Source organism: Paenibacillus sp. SEL3, from assembly GCF_054602585.1.
On sequence record NZ_CM137725.1, the window covers coordinates 5,445,142 to 5,471,795 of the forward strand.

General features: G+C 42.0%; 27 protein-coding genes, 1 pseudogene and 2 CRISPR repeat arrays. Of the genes and pseudogenes, 22 read left to right on the forward strand and 6 right to left on the reverse strand.

Annotated elements, in window-relative coordinates:
- Window positions 1-13: 13 nt before the first annotated feature.
- From cas5c to cas2, 6 genes are read left to right on the forward strand one after another with little or no spacing between them, the layout of a single operon-like run.
- On the forward strand, window positions 14-730 hold the full coding sequence (cas5c, locus tag ACYCS5_RS25200; RefSeq protein ID WP_459760272.1) for a type I-C CRISPR-associated protein Cas5c: 717 nt from the start codon (window positions 14-16) through the stop codon (window positions 728-730).
- A complete protein-coding gene (cas8c, locus tag ACYCS5_RS25205; protein WP_459760273.1) occupies window positions 731-2,677 on the forward strand; it encodes a type I-C CRISPR-associated protein Cas8c/Csd1 in 1,947 nt (648 codons plus the stop codon).
- 43 nt (window positions 2,678-2,720) lie between these two features.
- Complete coding sequence (cas7c, locus tag ACYCS5_RS25210; RefSeq protein WP_165147458.1) at window positions 2,721-3,596, forward strand: type I-C CRISPR-associated protein Cas7/Csd2; 876 nt, start codon at window positions 2,721-2,723, stop codon at window positions 3,594-3,596.
- Window positions 3,583-4,242 (forward strand): CRISPR-associated protein Cas4, encoded by a 660-nt coding sequence (gene cas4, locus ACYCS5_RS25215; protein ID WP_076264226.1) that lies wholly within the window; start codon window positions 3,583-3,585, stop codon window positions 4,240-4,242. Before cas7c ends, cas4 begins: the two co-directional genes overlap by 14 nt.
- Entirely contained in the window at window positions 4,239-5,270 is a 1,032-nt protein-coding gene (gene cas1c / locus ACYCS5_RS25220) for a type I-C CRISPR-associated endonuclease Cas1c (protein WP_165147455.1), read from the forward strand. Before cas4 ends, cas1c begins: the two co-directional genes overlap by 4 nt.
- A 10-nt stretch (window positions 5,271-5,280) precedes the next feature.
- On the forward strand, window positions 5,281-5,571 hold the full coding sequence (cas2, locus tag ACYCS5_RS25225) for a CRISPR-associated endonuclease Cas2 (RefSeq protein WP_023988276.1): 291 nt from the start codon (window positions 5,281-5,283) through the stop codon (window positions 5,569-5,571).
- 180 nt (window positions 5,572-5,751) lie between these two features.
- Window positions 5,752-6,251: direct repeats of the CRISPR family, unit length 32 nt; unit sequence GTCGCACTCCATGTGAGTGCGTGGATTGAAAT.
- Window positions 6,252-6,490: 239 nt separating this feature from the next.
- On the opposite strand, the gene ACYCS5_RS25230 is transcribed toward cas2, so the two are convergent.
- On the reverse strand, window positions 6,491-6,742 hold the full coding sequence (locus ACYCS5_RS25230) for a hypothetical protein (RefSeq protein WP_165147452.1): 252 nt from the start codon (window positions 6,740-6,742) through the stop codon (window positions 6,491-6,493).
- Between the two features lie 220 nt (window positions 6,743-6,962).
- Between ACYCS5_RS25230 and ACYCS5_RS25235 the strand changes: the two genes are divergently transcribed.
- A complete protein-coding gene (locus ACYCS5_RS25235) occupies window positions 6,963-7,571 on the forward strand; it encodes a hypothetical protein (RefSeq protein WP_165147449.1) in 609 nt (202 codons plus the stop codon).
- Window positions 7,572-7,602: 31 nt separating this feature from the next.
- On the forward strand, window positions 7,603-8,454 hold the full coding sequence (locus ACYCS5_RS25240) for a ubiquitin family protein (RefSeq protein WP_340885128.1): 852 nt from the start codon (window positions 7,603-7,605) through the stop codon (window positions 8,452-8,454).
- A 318-nt stretch (window positions 8,455-8,772) separates the two neighbouring features.
- On the opposite strand, the gene ACYCS5_RS25245 is transcribed toward ACYCS5_RS25240, so the two are convergent.
- Together ACYCS5_RS25245 and ACYCS5_RS25250 are read right to left on the reverse strand one after the other, a co-directional pair.
- Complete coding sequence (locus ACYCS5_RS25245; protein WP_459760274.1) at window positions 8,773-8,979, reverse strand: ArpU family phage packaging/lysis transcriptional regulator; 207 nt, start codon at window positions 8,977-8,979, stop codon at window positions 8,773-8,775.
- A gap of 122 nt (window positions 8,980-9,101) precedes the next feature.
- The gene (locus tag ACYCS5_RS25250) at window positions 9,102-9,254 is read right to left on the reverse strand and encodes a hypothetical protein (protein WP_459760275.1); all 153 of its coding nucleotides are present in this window, start codon (window positions 9,252-9,254) and stop codon (window positions 9,102-9,104) included.
- A gap of 212 nt (window positions 9,255-9,466) precedes the next feature.
- Between ACYCS5_RS25250 and ACYCS5_RS25255 the strand changes: the two genes are divergently transcribed.
- The 3 genes from ACYCS5_RS25255 (at window position 9,467) to ACYCS5_RS25265 (ending at window position 13,176) form a co-directional block, all read left to right on the forward strand.
- Window positions 9,467-10,951, forward strand: coding sequence for an aminotransferase-like domain-containing protein (locus ACYCS5_RS25255; protein ID WP_459760276.1), 1,485 nt, complete (start codon window positions 9,467-9,469; stop codon window positions 10,949-10,951).
- 109 nt (window positions 10,952-11,060) lie between these two features.
- Window positions 11,061-11,990 (forward strand): D-alanine--D-alanine ligase, encoded by a 930-nt coding sequence (locus ACYCS5_RS25260; RefSeq protein ID WP_340887084.1) that lies wholly within the window; start codon window positions 11,061-11,063, stop codon window positions 11,988-11,990.
- Between the two features lies 1 nt (window position 11,991).
- The gene (locus ACYCS5_RS25265; RefSeq protein WP_459760277.1) at window positions 11,992-13,176 is read left to right on the forward strand and encodes an aminotransferase class I/II-fold pyridoxal phosphate-dependent enzyme; all 1,185 of its coding nucleotides are present in this window, start codon (window positions 11,992-11,994) and stop codon (window positions 13,174-13,176) included.
- A gap of 484 nt (window positions 13,177-13,660) precedes the next feature.
- Window positions 13,661-14,025: direct repeats of the CRISPR family, unit length 32 nt; unit sequence GTCGCACTCTATATGAGTGCGTGGATTGAAAT.
- A gap of 359 nt (window positions 14,026-14,384) precedes the next feature.
- On the opposite strand, the gene ACYCS5_RS25270 is transcribed toward ACYCS5_RS25265, so the two are convergent.
- Complete coding sequence (locus ACYCS5_RS25270; protein ID WP_459760278.1) at window positions 14,385-15,221, reverse strand: copper amine oxidase N-terminal domain-containing protein; 837 nt, start codon at window positions 15,219-15,221, stop codon at window positions 14,385-14,387.
- Between the two features lie 656 nt (window positions 15,222-15,877).
- Between ACYCS5_RS25270 and ACYCS5_RS25275 the strand changes: the two genes are divergently transcribed.
- Complete coding sequence (locus ACYCS5_RS25275) at window positions 15,878-16,063, forward strand: hypothetical protein (RefSeq protein WP_069011426.1); 186 nt, start codon at window positions 15,878-15,880, stop codon at window positions 16,061-16,063.
- Between the two features lie 452 nt (window positions 16,064-16,515).
- Here ACYCS5_RS25275 and ACYCS5_RS25280 read toward each other — a convergent pair whose 3' ends face one another.
- Entirely contained in the window at window positions 16,516-17,490 is a 975-nt protein-coding gene (locus ACYCS5_RS25280; RefSeq protein WP_459760279.1) for a stalk domain-containing protein, read from the reverse strand.
- Window positions 17,491-17,739: 249 nt separating this feature from the next.
- Here ACYCS5_RS25280 and ACYCS5_RS25285 point away from each other — a divergent pair.
- The 5 genes and pseudogenes from ACYCS5_RS25285 to ACYCS5_RS25305 form a co-directional block, all read left to right on the forward strand.
- Window positions 17,740-18,181: pseudogene (locus ACYCS5_RS25285) on the forward strand (IS110 family transposase); the annotation flags it as partial.
- 705 nt (window positions 18,182-18,886) lie between these two features.
- A complete protein-coding gene (locus ACYCS5_RS25290; protein WP_459760280.1) occupies window positions 18,887-19,708 on the forward strand; it encodes a DUF2785 domain-containing protein in 822 nt (273 codons plus the stop codon).
- 415 nt (window positions 19,709-20,123) lie between these two features.
- A complete protein-coding gene (locus tag ACYCS5_RS25295) occupies window positions 20,124-20,393 on the forward strand; it encodes a hypothetical protein (RefSeq protein WP_459760281.1) in 270 nt (89 codons plus the stop codon).
- 166 nt (window positions 20,394-20,559) lie between these two features.
- On the forward strand, window positions 20,560-20,754 hold the full coding sequence (locus tag ACYCS5_RS25300; RefSeq protein WP_307350001.1) for a hypothetical protein: 195 nt from the start codon (window positions 20,560-20,562) through the stop codon (window positions 20,752-20,754).
- 162 nt (window positions 20,755-20,916) lie between these two features.
- Entirely contained in the window at window positions 20,917-21,180 is a 264-nt protein-coding gene (locus ACYCS5_RS25305) for a CPCC family cysteine-rich protein (protein ID WP_459760282.1), read from the forward strand.
- Between the two features lie 342 nt (window positions 21,181-21,522).
- Here ACYCS5_RS25305 and ACYCS5_RS25310 read toward each other — a convergent pair whose 3' ends face one another.
- Window positions 21,523-21,873 (reverse strand): DUF4181 domain-containing protein, encoded by a 351-nt coding sequence (locus ACYCS5_RS25310; protein WP_459760283.1) that lies wholly within the window; start codon window positions 21,871-21,873, stop codon window positions 21,523-21,525.
- Between the two features lie 406 nt (window positions 21,874-22,279).
- Between ACYCS5_RS25310 and ACYCS5_RS25315 the strand changes: the two genes are divergently transcribed.
- From ACYCS5_RS25315 to ACYCS5_RS25335, 5 genes are all read left to right on the forward strand, one after another.
- Window positions 22,280-22,567 (forward strand): hypothetical protein, encoded by a 288-nt coding sequence (locus tag ACYCS5_RS25315; protein ID WP_459760284.1) that lies wholly within the window; start codon window positions 22,280-22,282, stop codon window positions 22,565-22,567.
- Window positions 22,568-23,360: 793 nt separating this feature from the next.
- Entirely contained in the window at window positions 23,361-23,675 is a 315-nt protein-coding gene (locus ACYCS5_RS25320) for a hypothetical protein (RefSeq protein ID WP_340955261.1), read from the forward strand.
- Window positions 23,676-23,994: 319 nt separating this feature from the next.
- Window positions 23,995-24,279, forward strand: a complete 285-nt coding sequence (locus ACYCS5_RS25325) for a hypothetical protein (protein WP_029517074.1) — start codon at window positions 23,995-23,997, stop codon at window positions 24,277-24,279.
- 470 nt (window positions 24,280-24,749) lie between these two features.
- Window positions 24,750-25,634 (forward strand): copper amine oxidase N-terminal domain-containing protein, encoded by an 885-nt coding sequence (locus tag ACYCS5_RS25330; protein ID WP_459760285.1) that lies wholly within the window; start codon window positions 24,750-24,752, stop codon window positions 25,632-25,634.
- Window positions 25,635-25,720: 86 nt separating this feature from the next.
- A complete protein-coding gene (locus ACYCS5_RS25335) occupies window positions 25,721-26,626 on the forward strand; it encodes a copper amine oxidase N-terminal domain-containing protein (protein WP_459760286.1) in 906 nt (301 codons plus the stop codon).
- Window positions 26,627-26,654 lie beyond the last annotated feature (28 nt).

Genomic DNA, 26,654 nt, shown 5'->3' on the forward strand with positions numbered 1-26,654 from the left:
AGGTAAATGCTAGTTGAGAAATGCGATCGAATTTAAAGTTTATGGAGATTATGCACTGTTCACAGATCCACTAACCAAACTTGGTGGTGAGAAATTAACTTATAGTGTTCCAACATATCAGGCGTTAAAAGGTATTGTCGAAAGTATTTATTGGAAGCCTACGATTATGATGGTAGTAGACAAAGTTCGTGTTCTTCATGCTATTCGGATGGAATCCAAAGGCGTTCGCCCCATCGAATATGGCGGTGGTAATACCCTTGCTAATTATACTTACTTGAAAGATCCCTGTTATGAGGTTCAGGCTCATTTTGAATTTAATCCGCATCGCCCCGAGATGGAATATGACCGTAATGAGAATAAGCATCATAACATTCTCAAGCGATCATTACTTGCTGGTGGGCGTAGAGATATTTTCCTAGGTACACGAGAATGCCAAGCTTATGTAGAGCCTTGTGAATTTGGTATAGAAGCAGGTTTTTACGATAACTATGGTGACATTCATTTAGGTAATATGGTACATGGAATTAACTATCCAGATGAGACAGGCAGGGATCATATGGAAGTCCGTTTGTGGAATCCAGTAATGAAGGACGGAGTCATTGATTTTATTCGACCGGAGGAATGCACACAAGTTCGCACAATAGCGAATATGCAACCTAAACGGTTTGATGAAAATAACGTTCAATCCGCTGATGAGTTGCTTGCGCAATGGGAAGGGTGGGTGAATTAAATGAGCTGGTTGCTAAATTTATATGAAACGTATGAATCTAATCTTGACCGTGTTGGTGTGATTGAGAAGAAATATAATGATCGTGAATATACATTGTTGCCTATTTCCCACACGACCCAAAATGCGCAGATCGAAGTCGAAGTTACAGAACAAGGTGATTTTCATTCAGCCAGGATATTGGATAAAAATGAGTTTAGTACATTGATTCCTTCTACTGAAAAGTCCGCCAGTAGAGCCGGCTCTGTCATATCACCTTATCCGCTGCATGATAAATTAAGCTATGTTGCCGGAGATTTTGTAGCATATGGTGGAAAAATAAAAAAAGAAGAACCATTTTCTGCTTATATTCAGCAGTTAGAAGGCTGGGCTACTTCAGATTATGCCACTTCAAAGGTGAAAAGCATATATCGTTACTTAAGCAAGCGCCGCCTGATTAAAGACTTAGTAGACGAGGCAATTTTATATCTTGATGTGGATCAGAAATTAATAAGTACATGGGACAAGAAGTACGAACCTATACATGGGGAAAAACCACCTATATTTAAAGCGGTTCCTGGTGAACAAGAGAGCGTATTCATTCGTTTTAATGTGTACTCTCCAGATAAAGTTTTAGCTAAAGTTTGGGAAGATAAAGAAATGTATGATTCATTTGTTGGTTACTATAGCCAGTTGCTGGGAGAAGAAGACATTTGCTATGTTACTGGAAAGCAGCTCCCTAGCACAGACAAGCATGCCAATAAAATCAGAAATTCCGGGGATAAGGCGAAGTTGATTTCCGCCAATGATACGAGTGGATTCACGTTCAGAGGACGATTTGCCCACAGTCATGAAGCTGCAAGTATCAGTTATGAAGTATCTCAAAAGGCTCATAATGCCTTAAAATGGCTCATTAATCGTCAAGGTAAAGTCATGGAGCAACGTGTTTTCCTAGTGTGGGGAAATGATGAACCGAGTATTCTGAATTTTACCGAAAATGATAATATCTTTGCAATGGGCTTGCCATCCAAGGCTAAAGAAATAAAAAGTCATACAAACGAAGAGTTTGCTTTTGAATTAGCCAAAGCGTTAACGGGTTATGCCAATACACTAGCTGTCAAATCTAATTCCAAAGCAAAAGTCAATATTCTTGTACTTGACTCAGCAACAACAGGGCGGATGGCTGTGATCTATTATCGTAATTTGGATAAAAAATTGTATTTTGAAAAGCTTATTCACTGGCATTCCACCTGTGTATGGCTTCATCGCTATCAGAAGGATGAGCAGGGTGAATATTTACAATTTTGGGGTGCTCCAGCAACGAAAGATATTGCTTTTGCAGCATACGGTTCAAAGGCTAATGATAAACTCGTTAAGGGTTTGATGGAACGAATGCTCCCCTGTATAGTAGATGGTCAAAACATTCCTCAGGATATTGTGAGGAGTGCTATTAACCGCGCCTCTAACCCGGTATCCATGGACAAGTGGGAATGGGAGAAAACACTGAGCGTGACATGTGCTTTGGTTAACCAACGGGAGGGATACAATGTGGCATTAGATAAAGAAAATATGGATCGCAGTTATTTATTTGGCAGACTGTTGGCGATAGCAGATGTGATGGAACGAAGCGCATTAGACAAGGATGAGAAACGATCTACAAATGCAATCCGATATATGAATGCATTCTCACAACATCCAGAAAGAACCTGGAGGACCATTCAGAATGCCTTGCAGCCACATCAGGCCAGACTTGGTAAACGCTTAAGCTATTATTCCAATATGATTGATGAAGTGCTTCACAAAATCCCCTTCAACGAATTCAACAATAAACCATTGACCGGGAAATACTTGTTAGGACTCAGTAGCCAACGCTATGAAATCTACCATAATAATCATAAAAAAGATCTTGAGAGCAATAACGACAACAAAGAGAACAACACCTTAGACATGAATGAACAGCAGGAATCCTAAGTAACTTTAAAAATATGTAGGTACATTAAAGGAGAGTAATCATATGTCCGTGTTGGATCACAAAATTGATTTTGCAGTTGTTTTGTCGGTTACTAGAGCAAATCCCAATGGCGATCCCCTGAATGGCAATCGTCCGCGGCAAAATTACGATGGTTATGGTGAGATTTCAGATGTGGCTCTGAAACGGAAATTGAGAAATCGTCTGCAAGATATAGGAGAGTCTATTTTTGTTCAATCGAATGATCGGAAATCGGATGCTTTTAATAGTTTAAGAGAACGTGCAGATGCCAATCCTGAATTGGAAAAATTCTTCAAGGGCAAGGAAGGTTCAAGTGATGAATTTGCTAAAATTGCCTGTCAGGAATGGATAGATGTTCGTAGCTTCGGTCAAGTATTTGCGTTCAAGGCGGCGAGTAAGGGAGCAGGAGTGTCCGTTGGAGTAAGAGGTCCTGTATCTATACATACGGCAACCAGTATAGATCCTATTGATATTACAAGTATGCAAATTACAAAAAGTGTAAACTCCGAACCAGGGAAAGAAAGAGGTTCCGATACGATGGGGATGAAGCATCGGGTGGATTTCGGCGTGTACCTTTTCAAAGGAAGCATCAATACACAACTAGCAGAAAAAACAGGATTTACCAACGAAGATGCTGGAAAGATCAAGGATGCGCTGATTTCGTTGTTTGAAAATGATGTTTCATCCGCCCGTCCTGACGGTAGTATGGAGGTTCATAAAGTCTATTGGTGGGAGCACAAGTCCAAACTTGGAAAATACTCATCTGCTAAAGTACACCGATCTTTGGAAGTGAAACCGAAAGAAAATGTAAGTGCAATCGACAAATCTTTTGATACACATTATGAATGTATATTAACACCGCTCGAAGGCTTAGAGGTCCAAGAGTATGCAGGGCTATAACGAAGAAGATTATTTGCTGCTATCTGGTTTACAGCATTTTAATTTTTGTAGAAGACAGTGGGCGCTTATTCATATTGAGCAGCAATGGGAAGAAAACGTGCGGACGATTGAGGGCAATCATTTGCATAGGAAAGCAGATCAGCCCATGATTCGTGAAAAAAGAGGGGATAAGCTCATCGTACGCGCGTTACCTGTACATTCCAGAGAGCTTGGAATTACAGGAATCTGTGACGTGGTAGAGTTCATATGTGATCCCCTTGGTGTTCCGCTTGCGGGGGAGGAAGGTACCTACCTTCCTTTTCCTGTTGAATACAAGCGTGGCAAACCGAAACGAAATGACTCGGATCATGCACAATTGGTCGCACAAGTGATGTGTCTTGAAGAAATGCTCGTGTGTGAGATTTCAAAAGGCTACTTTTATTACGATGAGATCAAACACCGTGTAGAGGTCATCATCACGGCGGCTGACCGAGAGCGTGTGCGTACAAGCTTGCAGGAAATGCGGCATTATTTTGAGCGAAATCATACACCTAAAGCCAAAGCGGGACCACACTGCCTGAGCTGCTCACTACATAACATATGTGTTCCCGAAATACTGAATAAAAAATCAGTTTCAAGCTTTATTGAAAGCAGGATAGCTGAATGAAAAAATTACTAAACACATTATTTGTGACCATGCCAGATACGTACTTGTCACTAGATGGGGAAAATATCGTGATCAAACAAGAAGAGTCCATTCTTGCACGGTATCCTTTGCACAATTTGGAGGCGGTTTGCACTTTTGGCTATTCAGGGGCCAGTCCAGGCCTCATGGGAGCTTGTGCAACACGCAATATAGACCTAACCTTTATGACACGAAGCGGACGCTTCTTGGCGAGAGTTACCGGGGAAAGCCGGGGAAATGTGGTACTGAGAAAAGAACAGTACCGGATTTCCGATGATGATAGAAGAAGTGCTCTTGTAGCCAGAAATATGATTATAGGCAAAATATATAACCATAAATGGATTTTGGAACGGGCAACGAGGGATTATCCACTTCGTATTGATACGGAACGCATGAAGAAGGTGACCGCTTCTTTGACAAAGATCATGAAGCAAGTCCGAGAAGTGGAGGAACTGGACATATTACGCGGTTTGGAGGGGACGGCGGCAGTTCAGTACAATTCCGTGTGGGATGATCTGATCTTGCAGCAAAAAGATGATTTTTACTTCCATGGGCGCCATAAGCGCCCGCCGCTAGATAATGTGAATGCCCTATTATCTTTTGCCTATACACTGCTGTCCAACGATATGAAATCTGCACTGGAAGCTGTCGGTCTGGATGCTTATGTAGGTTTTCTGCATCGAGATCGTCCAGGGCGAGCCTCCTTGGCACTGGATGTGATGGAAGAGCTTCGAGGAGTATATGCCGACCGTTTTGTCCTTACATTGATTAACAAAAAATTGATTCATGGGAAAGGATTTTACAAAAAAGAAAACGGGGCTGTGATGATGGACGATGATACGAGGAAAATCGTATTGAAGGCATGGCAAGAACGAAAACAGGAAAAAATGATTCATCCTTATTTGAATGAGAAAATGTCTTGGGGACTGGTGCCCTATTCACAGGCTTTGCTCTTGGCTAGATATATTCGGGGAGATTTGGACGAGTACCCTCCATTTTTGTGGAAGTAGGTGTGAACATTTGCTCATTTTGATCACGTATGATGTAAGCACAGTAGACAGAGAAGGTAGAAAAAGACTGGCAAAGGTTGCGAAAAAGTGCGTAGATCACGGACAAAGGGTGCAAAATTCTGTGTTTGAATGTATTTTGGACTCGACCCAGTTCCGCAGCTTAAAGTATGAACTTGAAGAATTAATAGACCCAAAAGAAGACAGCTTGCGCTTCTACAACTTAGGAGATAACTACAAAAAGAAAGTAGAGCATATAGGGGCAAAGGAAGCTTATGATATGGAAAGCCCACTCATTTTGTAAGGTGCGAATGTGAAGCTCACATAAAAATCCCGGGTCCTTCGCACCTCGAATTTGTCGAAAATCAATTGAATCAGTTGCCATCAGTAAAAGTCAATGGTTGATTAAAGCCTTTTTGGCATCAGTTTTTGCGACAATGTGTAGAATTGATATCATTAGGGTATCAATTACTGCATTTTCGCTGTCGCACTCCATGTGAGTGCGTGGATTGAAATAACTGGCTGAGCACACCAATATAACGTTGGATGTAACGTCGCACTCCATGTGAGTGCGTGGATTGAAATGGTAGTCGAATTGTCTAGCACAGAATCAACTTAGTCGCACTCCATGTGAGTGCGTGGATTGAAATAGCAAAGTATATTGCATTGATGAATATGACCTCGAAGTCGCACTCCATGTGAGTGCGTGGATTGAAATGAAAAACCTGTCCATGCAGAAAGAGCCACATTGTAGTCGCACTCCATGTGAGTGCGTGGATTGAAATTCTAAGCCAGTTGTAAGAGTAATGGTCAAGATTGGTCGCACTCCATGTGAGTGCGTGGATTGAAATCATTGCGAATTGGATCGGCATTAGGTGAATTAGAGTCGCACTCCATGTGAGTGCGTGGATTGAAATCTTTTGGAATCAGTATCTAAATCATTTCTTACATAGTCGCACTCCATGTGAGTGCGTGGATTGAAATATGCCTAACTGGTGGTCTATAAGTATTGTTTCAGTCGCACTCTATGTGAGTGAGTGCGTGGATTGAAATTTCACAAGTACAGCTCCCATCGAAATGAATAGAAGACACGTTGCGGAATTGAACTGCGCAAGGGTTCTGACCAGGCTGTTATTGTTTCCGCTGGTTAACTGGTTCCTTGCCGCCTGAACGTGCCGTAAAGCCCCGGAATAACTCGGGAAGTGACTCTGGATATTGCTGAATTACAGGAGCTCTGCTGCGATCTGTTTGAGCACTGGCGGTGTTGGGATGAGTTGGCCGTCACCTTTGTTGCCCTTGATGTAGGTTTTATCCTCGTAGGCATAATATACATCGCCTTGGCCCTCAACGACCGGGTAGCCGCTCTCATCATCAGTTAAAGATGTTTGCACGTGATTGCCATGTTGTGCGGCATGCTCCTCATTTGATTTTCCGTGATACAAATTTACCACATGAAAAGTCCAGGGACGGGCCACTTAGAGGCCACTTTAAGGACAAATATAGGACACGAAAAAAATTTTCTGTGAAAAGTGTTTTTTCTCCGCAACTTTTTCCATCTATGATCAGTCTATTATCTAAGAAGGCTTTTTTTTCCAAATCTAATTAAGATTGAAAGGAAGTGCAAATTTATTCAAACTCCTGTATGTAGATGAGGGGAAGCCTATCGCTATATCATGAGAGGATGAGGGAAAGATTATGACGAAAAAGTGGGTATCTTTATTTTCTGTTATTTGCACAGTTTTCTTCCTTTTTGGCTCTAGTTCAACTTATGCAGAGAGTTATTACGCTGGAGTCACGAAGCCCGGAAGTCAGTATTTGGGTATGACTGCTACCATTACAACTCCGAGTAAATTGCCTACACTTGGTACTAGCGGTGAGTCAGCTTGGGTAACAAATGTCACTCCAAGTCGAGATTGGATTCAAACAGGTATCCGATTTTATTCAGGATATCCGGGATTTGCAACTTACGTTGAACATACTGTTAATGGAGCTTATGGCATGCAGGAAATAGGGACTCACCTTTTATCTTCATCTGTAAAATATATGGTTCAATATGGTTCTGACAGTAAATGGCATGCATATATTGGAGGTTATGATAAGGGGAGCTGGAGCTTAGGAACAAATAATAATGTACAAGCGAATGCAGAAACCCATTCTACAAATACCCAAATGGGACCATTCCAATTTACAGGTGTGCAATACAAAAATACAAATGGTGTGTGGAAAGCAAATGATACGGCCCCACGTGCCGATAGTCCATATCATGTCAGCAAAACGGATAATTCAAATTACAAAGTCTATTAACCAATAATTTTAAAGGAGGTCGAAAGTAATAATGAAACATAAAAAGTTGCTGATCGTTGGGGCTGCACTGGGCATTTTTAGTGGGGCTTTTTATATAAATTCCATTTCTGCCGAGAGTCCTACTGAGCTTATCCAAACCAAGCTTTCTCAGCAAGGAGTATCCATTTCAAGCATTAGTGCTCAACAGGAGGACTTAAAAGTAGAAACAAAATCAGTTTCTAGTTCTGGGAAAGCTACAATTGATGACATTAAAGCGATTCGCGCGGTTCGAAATGAAGTACGGAGTGGAGTCAACGGAACCAATGAAATCAAAAATATTGATTTAGCTATTAAAGGTGCAAATGGAAAAACGATTTATGATGAAGTTTCTAATGATGTTACTCATATCCCAGACTTTTCGAAAAAAATCCAAGGTTCCCTGGAGTCGACAAAGGTCCTGGAAGCTGTATATGGTGAACTTCAAGGAAACGGTATGGATGTAAAATCGGTAGATATTACAGATAGCGTTATTGGTGGAAAGCTGGCAAAGATTGTGATTAAAGCGGATGTCTCCGAGATCAATAGTCTGGTTCCTAAAATTGAACAGTGGATAATGGCGTTAAATGATGCTAAAGACAGCAATGGTATTTCTCAATACGATCTGACTATCAATGGTAAAGATAATGAAGTATTATTCTATTTGACAGCAGATTTAGTATATCGTGATTTTTATTGGTGGCAATCAGATGCTTTAGGCGGTGAAACTTGGACGAACTCTGGACCTGAAAGTGAGAAGGCTGCTAACAGTAAAGACAAAGTAGAGGCGACACTTGAAAAAGGGATTACTGCTGAACCACCCGGAGTAGACAATAACGGTTTAGAAGAGCCCCAAATTAAAAAATAAAGATTATAAAGTATTTTGAAAAGGTGTTTCTCATTAAAACGGGGAACGCCTTTCTTACTAAAATAATTCACAAAAGAATAAGGTGCTGGATAATTTCCACCCAGTACCTTTAAATAAGTTGGAGGTAATAAACATGGTCTATTTATACATGTTTATCAGTCTCATAGTGTTTTATGTCGTGGTTTTCATTCTCTCTCTGTTTACTATCCATGTGATTAAAGGTGATGAGACTACCTATATTTTACTGGTTCTCATAATCGGAATCCTTCTTCACAATTCTGAAACCAAAAAAAGATAAGTAGTCGTACACCAATAAATTCAGCTATATAACCTCTCTACATACCCCACCTCATATACTTCGACTCTCAAGGCAGCGGCAAGAATATTAAGGGCTTCCGACTTTATACGGCGGAATGTCCTGTCGCCCAAGCCTAAATCTCCACAAACTATGAAATCAAACTCACCTTCATCATCCAAGTAACTCCGCATAATAACCTCACGCTGCACACTAGACAATCTACTCATTGCCGCTCCAGCAGCTTATCCTTCGCCTCCAGTTCTGCCTCCTTGTCCACGTTGTATGTGGCGATTTCCTCCGTCTGCTTGCTGATAGCATTTGTAGATTGATGTTCTCTATATGAATACGCCTAAGTGGTTGCTGCTTCCCGACGAACAGAACCGATCTGACGATACTGCCGAACTGTCTCCAAATATTCCTCCACCGCAAGGCGGGTGGCTTTTTCGTCGACCGGCAGAATATTGAACATTAATTGTAAGTTGTTTTTTCTTCTTTTCCCCAATGCAATCCCCTCACCGTGTTATAATTTGGTGAAGGTTTGAAACTACTGACCCTCGCGGGCCCGGCCAAGGAATGCAGGGGAATGAGGCAACAATATGAGGGCGTACAGGGGATAAAATGCGGAAGAACCACCGAAGGATGAAAAATCCAGTGCGGTGGTTCTTTTTTTTCACTCGTCTTGTATGTCATCATTATAGGGGGAGGCGATGAAGGATGTTCCAGGATTTCAAGCTCGTCAGTGACCGCCCGGTCTCGATACAAGTAAAAGAATACGTCAATCGTTTAATTATAAAAGGGGCGCTTCAGGCAAATCAGAAGCTGCCTTCCACACGAGAAATGAGCGTTCTGCTTAAGGTGAGCCGCAATACAGTCATTGCAGCATATGAAGGCTTGGAGGATGACGGGTTTACGTATGCGATTCCCGGAAAGGGTAGTTATGTGGCCGCCATGGTGGGCCGGTCGAATGTAGATAACGGAGGGTCTGACAGCTCTGCCACCTGGGAGATCGACTGGAAGGCAAGAATGAACGAGTATGCTGTATCGGCTGTTGATCTGGATATGATGAAGCAGGGCATTCGTGCCCAAAAGGGAACTATCTCGTTCACAAGCATCGCTCCCGATGAGCAGCTGTTTGATCTGGGGGATGTAAGGCGAGCTTTTATGGATCGGATGGCAATCGAAGGACAGGTGCTGCTCAACTACGGCTATGCCAAGGGCTACAAGCCTCTGATTGATTACCTTATGCATTATATGGAGAACAAGGGCGTCGATATAATTGGAAAGGATATGCTGATTACAGGCGGGTTTACAGAAGGCTTTGACATTGTGCTGTCGGCTTTACGCCCTTCTGCACGCCGCGGAGCAGCAATTTGTGAAAATCCGACCCATCACACAGCGATCAAAAATTTGAAGTTGCAAGGATTTGAGATTACTGGCATTCCGATGGAGCGTGACGGTATTGATGTGGAGCGGCTAGAGGAGGTACTGCAGACCAATAGCTTCGATTTGTCCTATTTGACTCCTTCCTATCATAATCCGACAGGCATCGTCATGTCGCCAGCAAAGCGCAGCGCTGTTATGAAATTAATGATGCGCTATCAGATTCCGGTGATCGAGGATGGATTCAATGAGGAGCTGCGCTACTCGGGAGCGCATGTTGCGCCCTTAATAGCGACAGCAGGGCAAGGGAACGGAGTAATCTATATTGGTAGCTTCTCCAAAGTGCTGTTCCCTGGCTTGCGAGTAGGCTGGGTGCTTGGAGACCGAGCACTGATTGACACTCTGGAAAGCATTAAGCGTGCGCGCACCATTCATACCTCAACAATCGATCAATCGATTTTATACCAATATATGCTTAACGGAAATTTCGATAAACATGTAAAGAAAGCACGGACAGAGTATAAGCGCAAATATGAGCTGACAAAGGCATGCTGTGAAGCACATCTTCCTGAGGCGCAGGTTTCTGGTGACGGGGGCTTGCATTTGTTCCTTACCTTCCCGGCAGGTGTGAATACACGCCAGCTGCTAGAAGCTTGCACAGAACAGGGCGTCATTTTTACACCGGGAGACAGGTTTTTTATTCAAGAAGGCGAAGGGATGAATACATTGCGGCTTGGGTTTTCACGAGTAACGGATGAAAATATCGAACGGGGTATTCAAATAATCGGCAAACAGGCGCGTAACTTTCCTAAGGCATAAGGATTAAGAAAAGAGCTATAGAGATGAAATGTTGTTCTGGAGAAGCACCAGCGATCGGAAGAACAATCCGTAGCCACATAATAATTTTGAAGAAAAATGAGGTGTCATGATGAAAATTGGCGTTATTATGGGCGGTATTTCCTCTGAGCGTGAGATTTCTCTGCAGACAGGTCAAGAGATGATCAATCATTTGGATCGCAGCCGTTATGAAGTGGTTCCAATGGTGATCGAGCAGCGAGCGGATTTAATCACGCAGGTTCAGCAGGCCGGCATCGATATCGCGCTGCTGGCACTGCATGGTCAGTATGGCGAGGACGGCACGGTGCAGGGAGCGCTGGAGACGCTGGGCATTCCCTACACAGGCAGTGGTGTCCTGGCAAGCAGCTTATGCATGAATAAGCAGTTGTCCAAGATGCTGTTGAAGGCAGCGGGTGTGCATACGCCTTCAGGCCTTTACTGGCAGGGGATGGACGATTATGATCCGCAGGTAGTGGAGCGTCTGGGCTACCCGGTTATTGTGAAGCCGAATACGGGGGGATCAAGCATCGGCATCCAGCTTGTACAGAATGAGAAGGAGCTGCTACCGGCTGTTCAGGAGGCTTGCAGCTTGGATCAAGCGATTTTGATTGAGCCCTATTATAAAGGGACCGAGATTACCTGCTCGATCGTGGACGGCGAGGTATTGCCGATTATTGGTATTAGCTCCGCTCGTTCGAAGTGGTTCGACTACAAAGCTAAATATGAGGTCGGTGGTGCTAAGGAGGAGGTGATCGAGCTTCCTCCCGTTATTGAGCATCGTGTGCGCGAGGCGGCACTGGCCAGCTACCGACTGCTGCAATGCAAGGTCTATGCAAGGGTCGATATGATTTTGTGTCAGGATAGGCCTTACGTGCTGGAAGTGAACACATTACCGGGAATGACCGCCAATAGCCTGCTTCCGAAAAGTGCGGCAGCTGCGGGTATAACTTTTACACAGCTGCTGGACCATATTATTGCCAGTTCGCTCCATGAGCGGAAACAGGAATGGGGGGTGGCGTAATATGTTTATTGAAAAGGGTGCAGGGCGGTTTCTATCCTCGCGTGTACGGGATATTCGGCCATCGGGAATTCGCGCTTTTTTTGATCTGAATGCAGCAGGAGGAGATACAATCGCCCTTGGGGTCGGAGAGCCTGATTTCGTTACACCGGAAAAGGTGCGTGAAGCTTGCATTCAGGCATTGCGTGAAGGACAGACGAAATATACTTCGAATGCCGGCTTGATGGAGCTGCGGGAGGAGATCTCTGCTTATTTTTCCGGCAGCTTCGCGCTTTCCTATGATCCTGAGCACGAAATGATCGTGACGGTGGGGAGCAGTGAAGCCGTCGACCTGGCGCTACGAGCAGTGATCGATCCAGGTGACGAGGTGCTGATTCCAGCCCCAAGCTATATTGCCTATGAACCCATTACCCATCTGCATGGTGGTAAAATTATAGAGGTAGTGGCTACGGCAGAGGAGCAATTCAAGCTGACCCCGCAAGCGCTGCAAGTGGCAATTACACCTTATTCAAAGGTTTTAATGATCAATTACCCCTGTAATCCGACAGGAACAGTTATGACGGAGCAGGATTGGCTACCGATTACAGAGCTCATTATCAAACATAATCTGGTCGTCGTTTCGGATGAAGTGTATGCCGAACTGACTTACGGGAGAAAGCATGTCAGTATCGCCTCTTTGCCGGGCATGAAGGAGCGTACGATTGTTATCAGCGGTTTTTCCAAAGCATTTGCGATGACAGGCTGGCGGGTAGGCTATGCGTGCGGTCCGCGTGAGCTGATCGCCAGCATGCTGAAAATCCACCAGTACACAGCCATGTGTGCGCCCACCATTGCACAGATAGCCGCGCTGGAATCATTGCGTCATGGCTTGGATGCCAAGGATGAGATGATGGCGAGCTACAACGAACGTCGCAAGCTGTTTGTGGCCGGCTTGAATGCAATCGGGCTTGCTTGTCATGAGCCTGAAGGGGCTTTCTATGCCTTTCCTTCAATTACTTCTACTGGCATGTCATCTGAGCAGTTTGCACTTCGTATGCTGAAGGAAGCGAAGGTGGCGGTCGTACCGGGACATGTATTCGGATCAGGCGGAGAGGGCTTTATTCGCTGCTCATATGCAGCCTCGCTCGTCGATTTGGAGAAGGCACTGGAACGGATGGGAAGGTTTATGAGGGTAATGCAGCCGGTATGATGAACAGGGTTAATAACTCAACTTTTGCTGAACGTTTTCATAAAATATTTTACAAATACCTTTATGATTTTCGAAAACATAAAGGTATTTTTCTGATCAATGTAGTGGATATTTTCGGATGTATTTACCCAAAGCCCGAACGTTCAGCTTTGGAGTTAACTGGTGGAACCCTGCTTTTAAATGCGCTATCGATGAATTAAATATATTCGAATGTGCGCTTCCTCCTTCACAGGTGGCAGAACTGGCAGAGGTGAAATAAGTCCAGGCAGGTATTTGTTGCTAAGCCAAAAAGCGAGTCTGTTCAGGTGCGAATGTGAAGCTCACATGAATTCTCTGAGAGATTCGCACCTCAGATTTTGTCGAATTATATCGAATGTGAACAAATTTTAAACGATTGCAAGAGGATGAGGTAATATTAGATGCGTTTTTGCCAAAATAACGCTAGAATGTTACTTAAATAGGGGGCATTTGACCCATTTTCGCTGTCGCACTCTATATGAGTGCGTGGATTGAAATATTTTCGTGCTTCCGTCTTACGCAAACATTGACGTCGCACTCTATATGAGTGCGTGGATTGAAATTGGATCGTAGCCATAAAGATAGATGTTGATAATCGTAGTCGCACTCTATATGAGTGCGTGGATTGAAATAGTAGTCGAATTATCTAGTACAGAATCAACATAGTCGCACTCTATATGAGTGCGTGGATTGAAATTTTTACATCGTCCGTTGTCGCATCCCTAGCCAATTGAGTCGCACTCTATATGAGTGCGTGGATTGAAATGTCTATGTCTGCACGGGATGGGTCGCGCACCCAGTCGCACTCTATATGAGTGCGTGGATTGCGAATTTGTTGGCTGGTAAAAAGTTTGGTTTAGAACAAGTCGTGGTTCAGTACAGTCAGCATTTTTATTTTATAAACGAAGATTTGCACGAGGAGGATTATATGAATAAAAATGATGATCGTCATGATAACACCCCAGAATAAAGAAGGCAGTCGAAAATATAGACATACTCTTGATAAACTTTCTAATACATAAATAATCAGTCAAGTAAAACGCCGTTCGGAACGGAGAAAGCAATCACTATTTATCAAGTTTGTCCCTAATTGACAATGGAGTAGGTTGGGGTATTTTTATGAACGTAAGGAATTTGAAATTCACAAATCTACTATTTACCCATTCCACTCTACAAGTAAAAGTACTTTTTTACTTGTGAGTCTTTAGCGTTCTGCCCTTAAAGAGAATATACGACAGCTCATGTTTGATAATTTTATTATTCTCTATTGTTTTCACATAATCTATGTCATCTTCGCGAGTTACAATTTCATCCTTATCTATACTGGGTCTTTTATGATTTCTATTTTCCCCGGCCGTGCTATTGTCAGAAAAAATAAAAGTGGTATTTAAATCTTCAATGCCCTCACTAATCTTTTTCCCTGTCATATTCTTAGCTGTAATGGCCAGATGAATTTTTTCTCCCATGGTCAATTTGTACGATAACAACTGGAATGCATTTTCATTATCCACTTGTTCTCTAAAATGATCCAAATCTTCTACATTCTCCATCATAGGTGTCTTCATTAATTCTTTCCCAGAGAGGGAATACAGTTTATTTTGCTGATCCCATTCCTGGTGTATGTCTAAGTGCTTAGTAAGTACCCCTAAAGGGACAAACATCGCATTTTTATAAAGCACAGAGACGGTATCCATCACGGACGAGCTCGAGTCGGTAACAATCTCAGTGGAGTTCATTTTAAACTCAACCTTGTGTGTTCCAAACTTAATTGTAGCCGTATTAGAAGTTGGGTTAAACGTAGTCTGTCCTCCCAACAAATCATTTATGGATCTCAAAGGTACCATATAGCGATTATTCTGATCAATATAAGGTGCCTTAGGAGCTGTGAACAAGACATAGTAATTGTTAATCTTCAAAAATGGAGAACTTGGAGCTATACTCTGAGCTGACATTTTTCCTGTATAGGGTTGAGAAAAGCAAAGAAACAATGCGCCTATAAGAATGACTCTGAACAACATCTTTCCCATAAAATATCCTCCTTAAAAGAGAGAGGCTACCACAGCCCCTCACGGAATTTCAATCTAAAAATATACTGTCTATTTCCTCTCCTCCATGCACGTAATCCACTTCAACTTTACTCCGTGGCATACTACAATAATCATAGGTTTGACTGTTTCGCCAAGGGTTATTATCTTCAGAATCTTTACCAATATAGGATGTAGCTCAACGAACTCTTCTGATGTAAGAACCATCGTTATAGTCTTGTCGATCTTGTAGTCAGAAGGGACATAAAATTTCATTTGTACTTCTTGATCAGGCTCAAAGCGTGGCTTAAAAGTATAAGGCTCTTTTACACTTTCAATGAGCATGAAAGGAGCCCAGTCATTATATTCTGTACTATGCTGCAAACCAACATCAACCGCCAGCCTGGAAGAAATAAGGGACGTTATTGATCTCTATTTCATTGACCCTAGTGGAGTACAACCTAAGCAGAAAGTCCTCTCTATCCTGCGGTAGCATCTCGCAGAGGCTGACCAGAAGATCGGTGGGTTACAGCAATTCCGCGCTGATTTACAGGCCAACATCGAACGCTTCGAGCGCTGGTTCGAGGAAAGAGAGTAGCATTAATTTTTTCCTAGTTGCTCAGGGCGCACAGCTGGCGTCCCGCCCGGTTGAGACAGTAATGAGCAGGGGAATTGTTGCAACCATTTTATGGGATGATGCATCTGTCGAAAGCGTCGTCATGAACGAAGGCTTCTTAGAGAAGCTTGGAACAGGTGGTGTTCACATCTCGATGACAAGTGGACTCGCCCGTTCCTATGTCAAGTCTATTGTCGACCTTTTGAGCATTGAGCAGAGACAAGACTAACATCAAAATCCGGTGCGCGTTCACGAGATAATACCCGCTTTATTAAGCAATTCCAGTCTACAGATGTTAAGAAATTCATAGTACGGGGACAACCTGTTCAAAACCTGAGAAAAGACTAAGCTAACGGAGAACGTTAGTTTAACTTCGAAGAGGCTGCGCCACACGGTAGCCCCAACTTATTTTTTATCCGAAATAATCATGTTAAACGCCAAGACTCACTGGTCTATTCAGTTAATTCTCCGATGCTCCTGACGGATGTGTTGGAGGAAAAGAACATATTACGTATCGGGTTCGCGGATTTCGCGGATTTTTGTTTTTTTCGTGATACATGTTCTTTCCCAAGACATGTATCGGTATCCGAAAAGGACAAGAACTTATAATCTTATCCCATCCCTTTTTGCCTATCGGCGCCTCCTGATAGAAGCAATAGACTTGAACATCCGTTGAGGCTGTTAATTTTGCGGGATGGGAACGACCTCCTTGCGCACCTCGTCCGGCTGCGTCACGGTTAGCTTTCCAGACGAGTCGGTCACGGAACCGCCGACTGTATGCTCGAAGCCGATCCGGGTGACCTTCCCGTCCAGTCCGATCAGGCCGCTTTCCTCCGTGCTGGAATCTCCGGCAATGCCTCTGCTATAGAATACCAGCGGCTTGTCGATTTTCGGCGTCGGACCCGTACGGTCCTTCAGCTTTTCCTCCAGCAGCAGTTGAAAGCTATCTCCAATGCTTCCGTCAAAATGGGCCTGCCATGTCGCGACAAGGAAATCGTCCTTGTATTCGTAATAGGTCGCCGTCTCATTGCCCTCGATGGTGAAGAAGCGGAGTGCCTCTCCTTCGGGAAAGAGGAAGGCGGTGCTGTAGTCCTCGGATTCGTGGAGCGTCCGCAGTGGCGTATGCTCGTAATGGGTTCCAGAGAACATCGCTTCCATGACCAGATTCCTGCTTGCGGCCAGATCGCCGGTATAGAGCGCGTCCCGCTGCTTATCGGAGAGTGGCGACTCGATGGCGACAGTGTTATTTTTCCATTCCACCTTGTAGCCGTACTGCTCGGAGACGAAGCGCAGAGGCACATAGACGCGATTATGGACCGCCTTCGCTGGCACGTCGAGCGAAATCGGACCCGACGAGGACGAGTTATTCCCAAACGTCTCGGTCGCGGCCGTCTTCTTCCCGACGGTCAGCTTAACCGTCTGCGACCATTTTCGGACGACCACGGTGTCCGTTTTCGCATCCCAATCGACAGCGGCGCCCAGTGCTTCGGAGACAGCTCGGATCGGCACGAGCACCCGTCCCTGATCGTAGATGGGGGGACTGTCGGTCGCGATCGGCTTGCTCCTCACCGTAATGCCAATATCCACGGTGGCGAACGCGGTTGTACCGACGGATAATGCACCGATGACGGCGAATGTGCATAGAAGCTTTTTCATAGTATCCACTCCTGTTCTCATGATGGCAACGTTCTTTCCGAATGCATACCAGCAATCTCTATTTGTATGTTAGACGCGGGTGAACTTGAAAAAGTTTCCATCCATAGATTGGCTGACCACAGACTCATGGATCAGCTGTCTTGTTGCGCTAAACATTCCTGTAGAGCTTAAGAAATGAGCTTTTTTAAAAAAAGGGAGCGCCTCGGTATGATGGGTTTGTCCATAAAACATCAAGGAGGAGCTCTTACTATGAAGTTTAAGCAATCAGACGCACAAAATCAACGGATCGAACGAATTACCACCTCGCATCTCGTCGTAGGAATCGACATAGCCAAAGAGACACATGTGGCACAGGCCACGAATTTTCGAGGCATTGTCATTTCAAAACGGAATCTCTCCTTTTCGAATGCAATCGAAGGTTTTGAAAAACTAAACCGGTGAATGACCGAGTTACAGGAGAAACATCGATTAAAAAGCTGATCATCGCTGGAGCCAACTGGTCATCAGATAAGGGATTACCGTGGTCATGGTGAACCCCGCTACGACGAAGCGTAATAAAGAAAATCGAGATAACATTCCATCAAAGAATGACCCCGAAGATGCGCTTGTCATCGCAGATTCCGTAAGTCGGGGCTTCTACTATGAGTACACGCGTCAATCGCAAGTGTTTCAACGGTTGCGGACCATGATGCGTTCGGTGCGAATAGTTTGTCCTGCAAGTGTAGAGCAGGTTTTGTACTGCACATTAACTAGGGATCGCTGGTTACTTACTACTCAATTAACAAGACGTAAGAATCAAGTCTAGCAATTATTTTCTGTAACCAATCCTGAACTTAAACGAGCTTTTAAGAAGACAGGGCGTTAAGTGTCCTCAATTTGGCTCTGAAGTATCACTCATGCCCAACTGGTTGCATAAAAATATTTGTCTAACTTTAAGGGGTCACTTCACGTGATCGGCTGTCTTTGTTCAACTAAGGGGCAGTATACTACCAAACTCTGTATCAATACATTATTGTTCATTTAGTCACTGAGTGGTAAACTAACCTTAATTGGTTCGTATGACTTAGAGTTGGGTCCTCAGTTGCATTCGTATTGCCTATTTTGATCGTTTATTTTTAATCTATGAATTGTTCATTGATGAAGATCGATTCTGGAACCAAGCTTCAATTTAAGAATATTCAAACTAAGAGAGCCATAAATATAAGATTATTATGTCACTTTAAAGGAAGATAAGTTTAAGCGCGTACATATATCTTTGAATGCGAATGTGACTTTAATAATGAAGAGTACAAAGGTGCTCAAAAGTATGAACTTCAGTTAATACATGAACTAGCTTGAATTGTTACTAAAATAGAGATGAATAAAAATTAATAGCAATATAGTAGGAGTGTGTAAAATGAATCTAAAAGAAAAGTTGATATTGATAAAAGCAAGTGACTATCAAGCACCTTCCGATACATTCCAATTGATACAAGAGATGATGAATAACATCGGTTCTTTAGATGCCCAATTACGTGATGAGCTAATTTATACAACCTTATCCAATTGGATTCCTGGTAATGCTCTAACTGTAAACGAACTGGAACAACTCCTACCCGTTGTTTTGGATAAAAACCATTTGCTTTTCAGGCTCGATGAAATAAATACTGACTCTGTCTTCACTAGATCTTTCTCTATGCTAGTTATACCGCTTCTCCTTATGAGGCATAGGGAATCACCATTTCTCTCAAGTGGGCATATTCATCAGATCAAAGAGAAAGTATTTTATAATATACATAAGGAGCGAGATTACCGTGGGTATGATGAAGAAAAAGGATGGGCTCATGCCATAGCTCATGCAGCAGATGCTTTGGACGATCTGGCCCAATGTTCCGAACTGGACAAAAAAGACCTCTTAACCATCCTCGATTTGGTTTATGAAAAGATGACCATATCAGATCGAGTTTACTCCGATGGTGAAGATGAAAGAATGGTGAAATCCGTAATTAGTGTTTTAAATAGAAAAATACTTAGTCAGACCTATGTAGAGAAATGGATCCAAAGTTTTGGTGACGTGGAGAAAAATACAGAATTTCTTCATGCCTTTAAGCAAAAAAATAATATAAAGAACTTCTTGAAAAGTTTATACTTTCGAGTTAAATTTCATAAAGTAGATGCCGAACTTTGTCCAACTATCGAGCATACACTATATAAAGTAGAACAAGTATACTATTCCTAGTTAAGAATAAGGTGAGGGGAACGCCCCCTCACTTGTTCGTCTCACTTCAAGTGCAGTAAAAACAATAGCCCACAGAGGACACTTCATCTCCATATTTTTCACAGTTGATTTGCTTGGTGGTTCAGATAATCTCCATTGTTAAAGGCGTGAAGTTATTCTGTCATCGAAGAACTCATTTTTATATGCGGCAATTATTAGACTATTGGGACGCATTATTTTAAATTTAAACGGAGCAGTTTGCTGTCAGCAGCAGCTCCGTTTTACATTAAGCTAACGGGCAGAATAGTTATAAATAATTTAAAATAAGGGTGAATATAATCAGAGGTGATTTAATGTTCAATCCGAAGATCTTCTTCTATTAGTTGTGTCTAAGGCCATGGCTTCAAATGCCAAAATCTAACCCGGCACAACGGGGATGAAGATGTTTACACGGGAAGAGATTCAATCCTGGGAAGATGAGAAACAGTGTAGTCTGGAGATCAATAATAAGCCCAAAGATCCAAGAAGAGAGAAGCTTAAGGATTTCCGTAAAGGAATCAAGAGTGTTCATTACAATAAAGAATGTAAAGTAGCAAGAAAAGATGATTATCGTCTGTATAGAACAAAAATGAAACGACTGATGCGTAGTGAGAAATACGAGCTCCTACACAGTTACAAACGAACAAGTGGTTGGATTACTTGGTAAATGAGGTAGCCCTTGGATGAACTCCTATTGTTGCAGTGACTAGCAGTAGGGCAGTTCATGAGGGGCTGCTTTTTTTCATTGAAGTAACGCAGGATAGAGCCAATATGTGGTATTATTTAGAAGGAATCGATTCGAGAACAATTGCTGGGACAAGGAGCGTTGTAACATGAAGCTGATCAAAAATTTCGCGTTAGTCGTTGTGAGTCTTATTAGCGATTTGTGGCTTGGGTTAGGAGTCAAGCCAGAGGTTTATGATAAACGAAGCAGTGTGAAAACTAAAGGCGGTTATATTTTATTTGTTTTGATGGCCGCATCAATTGCAATAACAACTGTTGCATGGGTAAGTTCTGGGATTTATTAAATCAGTTGGTCTTTATACTAACGGGATACGATAGCTCATTACAACTAATAAAGCAGCTGACCAATGTGATCGCTGCTGCTTTTGTTCAACTAACGTGCAGGCTAGGTTAATCATATAGCGAACACATCAAAGTGCTGATTATTTATGTAGAGGTGACTATATATGAAATATGCATGTCCATGCTGTGGTTATAAAACACTGGATTATGAACCACCAGGTACTTATGACATTTGTGATATTTGTTTTTGGGAGGATGATGTTGTTCAATATCACGATCCCGATTATGAAGGGGGAGCAAATATTGAATCGCTAAGGCAATATCAAGAAGCTTATTTAAACGGACGTGTTAATCGTAGGCCAACGATTAACGATGAGCGTAATCAGAATTGGAAACCACTTTCGAAAAAAGTGACATCATTACGCTAACGGGGAACGTTAGTTTAATGGGAACAGCGATAGTCTAGGACTTTATTTCGTATTATTAGGTCAACCAGAGATTTCTGGTTGGTCTTTTTTCTTAGGCGTCATATGATGGCGGTAGCCGAGAGGACGTGGAATTTATTGGGGTCAACCCCGTCTACTCATATGTTCTTCGTTTACCAACCGGACTGCCTCCATCTTCACATCTAAGGAGTACTGTCGGAATGGTTTGTCCCTTTTTAGCCATGAAAAATCCCCTCCGTTCAACAAGATTAAGTCCATCTTATCAGATGTCTTTTTTCTCTTGTCTACTAGAAGGGGATAATACCAAATTGTGCGGTTCTTTTGTTAAATTAAAACATAAACAATTGTACCAACTACAGATATGGCCATCATCAATAGTGAAATAATATGTTTTTGTGAACTTCGAATATATTTCCATTGGAAGATAGATCGAACACCGAACACTAGAATAAGTAATACGCTAATCCAAACATATTTATAAGGTTCTTTAACAAAAAGAACTGACAAAATTACCACAATACCCCCAATCACAATGAACCACCTGTATGGGATAAAACCATCCGTGTCTGGTGTCTTCTCATTTGTTTTGCTGATAATTTTATCCAGAACAAATTGAATCACAGCTGCAATAAATAATACAAGAGCAAAACTCATTGGTATCACCTTTTTTTTCATATGTATCAAATGCTGGGTTTTATACATATGCCAACTAAAACAATATGCGATAACGCTGTAGTGTGTGAATGAAAATGAGTCCATGAGATCCGGACTCATTTTAGAGTGTGTTCATTTTTTACGCACTTTTTTATTAAATGTACAGCCAAGAAGCCTAGTGCTACTATACCTGCGCTTAAAAAGCAAACTAATAAACCATTTAGTTCTACCTTTCCATTAAGTATATATAGTCAATATTCCAGTAAAAAATCCAACGACCAAGATTGTTGCGATATTCTTCAAAATTGAAAACTCCTTCAAAAAAAATGTGCCAAAAGTGGTATATATGTATTCTATGTATCGTTATTACAATTATATCATATTATTAGGATTTATGTGGTGAAATGAGGAATTTGTATCAGCCTGGATGGCATCCATTATGCTAATGCTTGTTATCAGCAGTACAGTAGCAACGCCAAATGAAGTACAGGGAGAATTCGCAATATCCGGAGGAACTCTTACCGGTATTTTCTCGTTTTTGGGTGTGCCAGGTTGGGTAGTAAGCATTGTAAAAGGTGCTACTATTGTTTATGCGGATAATAGCAGAGGGGGTTACTTTGATGTATTTTGGGCTGTAGACCCTGCTAGCCAGGCAGTAAACTTCGTCACAGCTAAAGTGTATGGGGGCTTGATACTGTTAAGTAAAACGCGATAAACGAAACATGGGTGCGAAATATCCCCTCATTATCACATGATCAGTTAAAAATGTTGATATACCAAGGGGAGCTGGTACATAACTTTTCTGATGAGATCAGGGAGCGACGGACAGGAAAATCAACTGAATACATATAAATGAATGTTAAAGAGCGATAAAAATCGCTCTTTTTTACGTGATTATGTATTCTACTATGTTACTGATTGATTATCTTCTTTTGAAAAATCTATCGTATATCACTAAAGCGACGACTATGGTAAAAACCTGGATTAGAAACTGTGGTACGAAGATCAAAAAGCCCATGTAAATTCCTCCCTGAAAAAAATATACGAGATTATAATTGTTGAAAAATCAAGTTGTCATGGGGAATGTGAAACTTCCTAAATTACGCATTTAACAAAAAAAGTGCTATATACTCAATTCCGGTATATTCGCTATTGATTAATTGAATACGTTGGAAAAACTATCAAGTTACCTGTATAATTAACATGAATATTCCAAAAACCATAAAAAATTAGTTGTAAATTACAAAAAAAGATTAGTAACTATTTGCATACAAAAATTATACATTAATAGAATAAAAATTAAAGGATGGATGGAATTGGAAATTAAGAAAACATGGTTTACAATGCTTGCTACACTTGGTTGCTGCTTTAGGTGCTTCTGTATCCGCCGCTTCGGTTCCTGCCGCTAGCAAATAACTAAAGATCAGGCGACTCCTTCTCTCGAAGTTCTGCCAGTAGGAACTGGAAGTAACGAAAAAGCGGTAGATAAAATTGGTATTGTAGATAATATGAATAAACCAGTTATAGAAACAACGAGTGATGCTAAAGTCGAAATATTAGATCCAGCAACAGATAAGACGTCTGCTCTTGATCCTAAGAAAATAAGCACTTCAAGCAGCTTAGGGTTATTCAGCATTACGTACCCAACCTCGTTCTGGAACATTAACAGCCAAGGTACTTATATTGCTGAATTTTCAGGTGTAAGAGACACTATTTATACTCACTACTATTTCCCTACAAACAGCTCAGGAGAAATAAAAATTAGAGGAGCTGTGAATGGAGGATTACCCACATTCGGGAAGCTATACCATTACTGCATATGAATTAGGCAGTAATAACGCTGTGTCCAGTTCCACTTTTAAAACAGGTGAGCGCATTTTTGTACGCATTTACAATTTAAATAAAAATAAAAATTATTTCTTTGGTGTTCATATAACAGTGCTAATACCATAAGCGGGGCCTTATCCATCGACCACAGCTAATTGTATAAACGATAAAACACGGGTCCAACAAAAAGGAACCTGTGTTTTTCTTTATGTTACGCAGGCAATGTGTAAGGTTGGATAATAGAAAACTTCGGAAAATGGTGCTGTACATTTTCCAAATCTTTTCTACATAAATGAATTATTATGGAGGTGCTAAATGGCTTTTCTAGAAGATAGTTCTAAAAAAGAAGAAATTCAAGAACGCTATGAGCAATTATGGAGTGAACTTTTAGTTAGAGATGAGGAAGAAGCAGAACATGTTATAAAGAAATTAGAATATGAGTTGTTGCCTACCCGTCAGAGAATCCTAAGACGATGCGGGGAAATCCTGTCTCCATTAAAAAAACGTTTTATCTGGATTATCCTTTTTAGTGTGATTGGGTTCTTCCTTTTAGCTTACGTATTATTTATATATGTATCTTTGTGGGTTGAAGATTATTAAGGACGTTTCTGTGAAACCGGAAGAGTCTTTTTTTATGAGCCTGTTGAAACCCTAAATGCTGGTTTTAACCAGCCGGGATATCTGTAAAAAATAGACTCGCTGATCGGCAAGTAAGGGAGCGAGCAGGACAAGAGTGGGGGAAACAGGCTCATGCTACTGGCTCTAAGGGGGCAAGAGCGGCCACCTAAGAGCCAGTACGCACCGCTGGGCCGCTACTCACGCCGATAACTAGAGCGCCTACGCCGGGAGAAAGCGTCCGGCCAAGGCGCTCTACTTTCCTGGCGCTCGCTTAACGCAACCCACGGAGCGAAGGACCTTGAAAAGGGATTAGGGAGGGCAAAAAACACCATGAACGCTACATTTCGCTCATCATCTCAAAACATATGAATTTTTTGGTATAGATTAGAAACTTTCGAATTATTTCATACGTCTTATGTAAGGGTGCTTATTGAAAAAGGAGGTAATTTATCTTGAAAAAGGTTATTGTGTTTTTCTTCGTACTTATGTTTCAATCCTGGGCGATTGCTGATGCTGCCAATCCGATATCCGTTAACGCGGTGAATGTGAATGGGAAGTTTATAGCAACCGATGTTTCACCTATTATTAAGGACGGGCGTGTTTTGGTCCCTATACGCACGCTTGCTTCACTGGGGGTAACCTATCAATGGGATAGTAAAAGTCAATCTGCTTTCATCACAAAAGGCACAGATCAAATTAAGTTGACGGCCAACAAAAAGGAAGCATTTAAAAATAATAGAACAGTCCAGGTTGATGTCCCTGTCCAAATGACTCAGGGAAGGATATTGGTACCTATTCGTTTTGTGTCGGAGAACTTTGGCTACAAGGCAAGCTATGAGAAGCTTCGGTCCATACTATTTATTCAAGACGGTAATTATAAGGTCGATCAAGAGAGCTTACAGGCAGAAGATTTACAAGCAGCGCGTGAGGCAGCTATATCGTTGCCGATTCAATTTTCCTTCAAATCAATTTCTGCTTTGGAAAAACCGTGGGCTAATCAAGGCTATTTTTATGCTTTCCCGAGAGGGGATTCGTCCAGATACATGTATTTTAACAATGTTGGTAATACGGTAGTTGAGATTAAAGATGGAGTAGCTAAGGCGGTTTGGCAATTTACCTCAGGAAATGGTATGGATGATATTGTATCCAGTGCTGGCCAAAGACCAAGTTATAATTACGTCGGATGGGTAACAGACATTACAATGGGTAATGATAGAGATGGAAATTTCAAGATTATATACAAAGATGATAAAGGTCAACAGAAAGATTTCACTGTAAAAGCTGAATCCTATAAAGATGTTATCCAACCTATTCCTAATGAGACGAGAAAACACTAGCTAATACTGAATCGATGTATTAATACTACTAAGCTCAATTTAGTTTGAAATGATGACAAGAAGACACTATTGAGGTGAATATAATTATGAATACATTTTTCAAAGCGGCTTTTGCATCAACAATATCTTTTAGTATGCTTGCTAGCGGTGTTTCTGGAGCAGCCTCCAAGTCCATTATTGTGCAAGTGAATAACGTACCCATGCCAGGGGATGTAGACCCCTATGTTCAGAATGGTTCCACATTAGTAGCATTGAATATGATAAGATCGATTCCTGGTGTAACGATCAACTGGAACAATACTTCTAAAACGGTAACTGTAGATAATAACGGAACAAAATCAACACTGGTGGCTGGTAAAAAAGAGACAATGGTAGGTGATAAAAAAGTAACGCTGTCTACCTCTTCTGCAATGAAAAATGGTCGTGTTATGGTACCGCTGCGTTTCATTGCAGATGCGTCCGGTTCTCAAGTGTACTGGGATGCCCCAGATCGTACAGTTTACGTAGCTAAGCCGACAGAAGAGATGCTGAAAGAAATCCAATCTAGCGATATTTCTGTAGCTCGTCATGGTGCATACAGTCTTCCACGTATTGCCAAAGTTAATGTACTGTCAGGTAAAGAAGGGGATAGTATGGCTTATATTCGCTACTTCCAAAAAAACCAATCCAGTGAATTTTTTGAACAACACATGGACATTATGAATTACTATCGTATCATTGACACACATGTAGAACTGCTCTGGTCTGCAAGGCTGAACCTGCAACAGGAAGCTAAAAATGCAAGCCTGCCGTTCCTCACCAACAAAATTGTTGAACAAAGCGGCAAAATGCCAACGATCCAAAAGGGCGTAGTTTATTATAATTATAGCGTTCCGGGTGGCACCACGTTCGGGACTATTGATAAAGCTGGCAAAAAAACTCGTCTGGGGGAAGCGACTGAAGATCAGGCGAAGCAAATGTTTTTCTCTATTCCAGAAGAAGAACAGCTATAAAAGGGAACTTAGGGAACCGACTCTTAAG

Excerpts from the sequence above, each read along its gene's own strand:
- cas8c (WP_459760273.1), top strand. The coding sequence starts at position 731 with ATGAGCTGGTTGCTAAATTTATATGAAACGTATGAATCTAATCTTGAC.
- cas7c (WP_165147458.1), top strand. The coding sequence starts at position 2,721 with ATGTCCGTGTTGGATCACAAAATTGATTTTGCAGTTGTTTTGTCGGTT.
- cas4 (WP_076264226.1), top strand. The coding sequence starts at position 3,583 with ATGCAGGGCTATAACGAAGAAGATTATTTGCTGCTATCTGGTTTACAG.
- cas1c (WP_165147455.1), top strand. The coding sequence starts at position 4,239 with ATGAAAAAATTACTAAACACATTATTTGTGACCATGCCAGATACGTAC.
- ACYCS5_RS25235 (WP_165147449.1), top strand. The coding sequence starts at position 6,963 with ATGACGAAAAAGTGGGTATCTTTATTTTCTGTTATTTGCACAGTTTTC.
- ACYCS5_RS25240 (WP_340885128.1), top strand. The coding sequence starts at position 7,603 with ATGAAACATAAAAAGTTGCTGATCGTTGGGGCTGCACTGGGCATTTTT.
- ACYCS5_RS25245 (WP_459760274.1), bottom strand. The coding sequence starts at position 8,979 with ATGAGTAGATTGTCTAGTGTGCAGCGTGAGGTTATTATGCGGAGTTAC.
- ACYCS5_RS25255 (WP_459760276.1), top strand. The coding sequence starts at position 9,467 with ATGTTCCAGGATTTCAAGCTCGTCAGTGACCGCCCGGTCTCGATACAA.
- ACYCS5_RS25260 (WP_340887084.1), top strand. The coding sequence starts at position 11,061 with ATGAAAATTGGCGTTATTATGGGCGGTATTTCCTCTGAGCGTGAGATT.
- ACYCS5_RS25265 (WP_459760277.1), top strand. The coding sequence starts at position 11,992 with ATGTTTATTGAAAAGGGTGCAGGGCGGTTTCTATCCTCGCGTGTACGG.
- ACYCS5_RS25270 (WP_459760278.1), bottom strand. The coding sequence starts at position 15,221 with ATGGGAAAGATGTTGTTCAGAGTCATTCTTATAGGCGCATTGTTTCTT.
- ACYCS5_RS25275 (WP_069011426.1), top strand. The coding sequence starts at position 15,878 with ATGAGCAGGGGAATTGTTGCAACCATTTTATGGGATGATGCATCTGTC.
- ACYCS5_RS25280 (WP_459760279.1), bottom strand. The coding sequence starts at position 17,490 with ATGAAAAAGCTTCTATGCACATTCGCCGTCATCGGTGCATTATCCGTC.
- ACYCS5_RS25290 (WP_459760280.1), top strand. The coding sequence starts at position 18,887 with ATGAATCTAAAAGAAAAGTTGATATTGATAAAAGCAAGTGACTATCAA.
- ACYCS5_RS25295 (WP_459760281.1), top strand. The coding sequence starts at position 20,124 with ATGAAGATGTTTACACGGGAAGAGATTCAATCCTGGGAAGATGAGAAA.
- ACYCS5_RS25300 (WP_307350001.1), top strand. The coding sequence starts at position 20,560 with ATGAAGCTGATCAAAAATTTCGCGTTAGTCGTTGTGAGTCTTATTAGC.
- ACYCS5_RS25305 (WP_459760282.1), top strand. The coding sequence starts at position 20,917 with ATGAAATATGCATGTCCATGCTGTGGTTATAAAACACTGGATTATGAA.
- ACYCS5_RS25310 (WP_459760283.1), bottom strand. The coding sequence starts at position 21,873 with ATGAAAAAAAAGGTGATACCAATGAGTTTTGCTCTTGTATTATTTATT.
- ACYCS5_RS25315 (WP_459760284.1), top strand. The coding sequence starts at position 22,280 with ATGGCATCCATTATGCTAATGCTTGTTATCAGCAGTACAGTAGCAACG.
- ACYCS5_RS25320 (WP_340955261.1), top strand. The coding sequence starts at position 23,361 with ATGAATAAACCAGTTATAGAAACAACGAGTGATGCTAAAGTCGAAATA.
- ACYCS5_RS25325 (WP_029517074.1), top strand. The coding sequence starts at position 23,995 with ATGGCTTTTCTAGAAGATAGTTCTAAAAAAGAAGAAATTCAAGAACGC.
- ACYCS5_RS25335 (WP_459760286.1), top strand. The coding sequence starts at position 25,721 with ATGAATACATTTTTCAAAGCGGCTTTTGCATCAACAATATCTTTTAGT.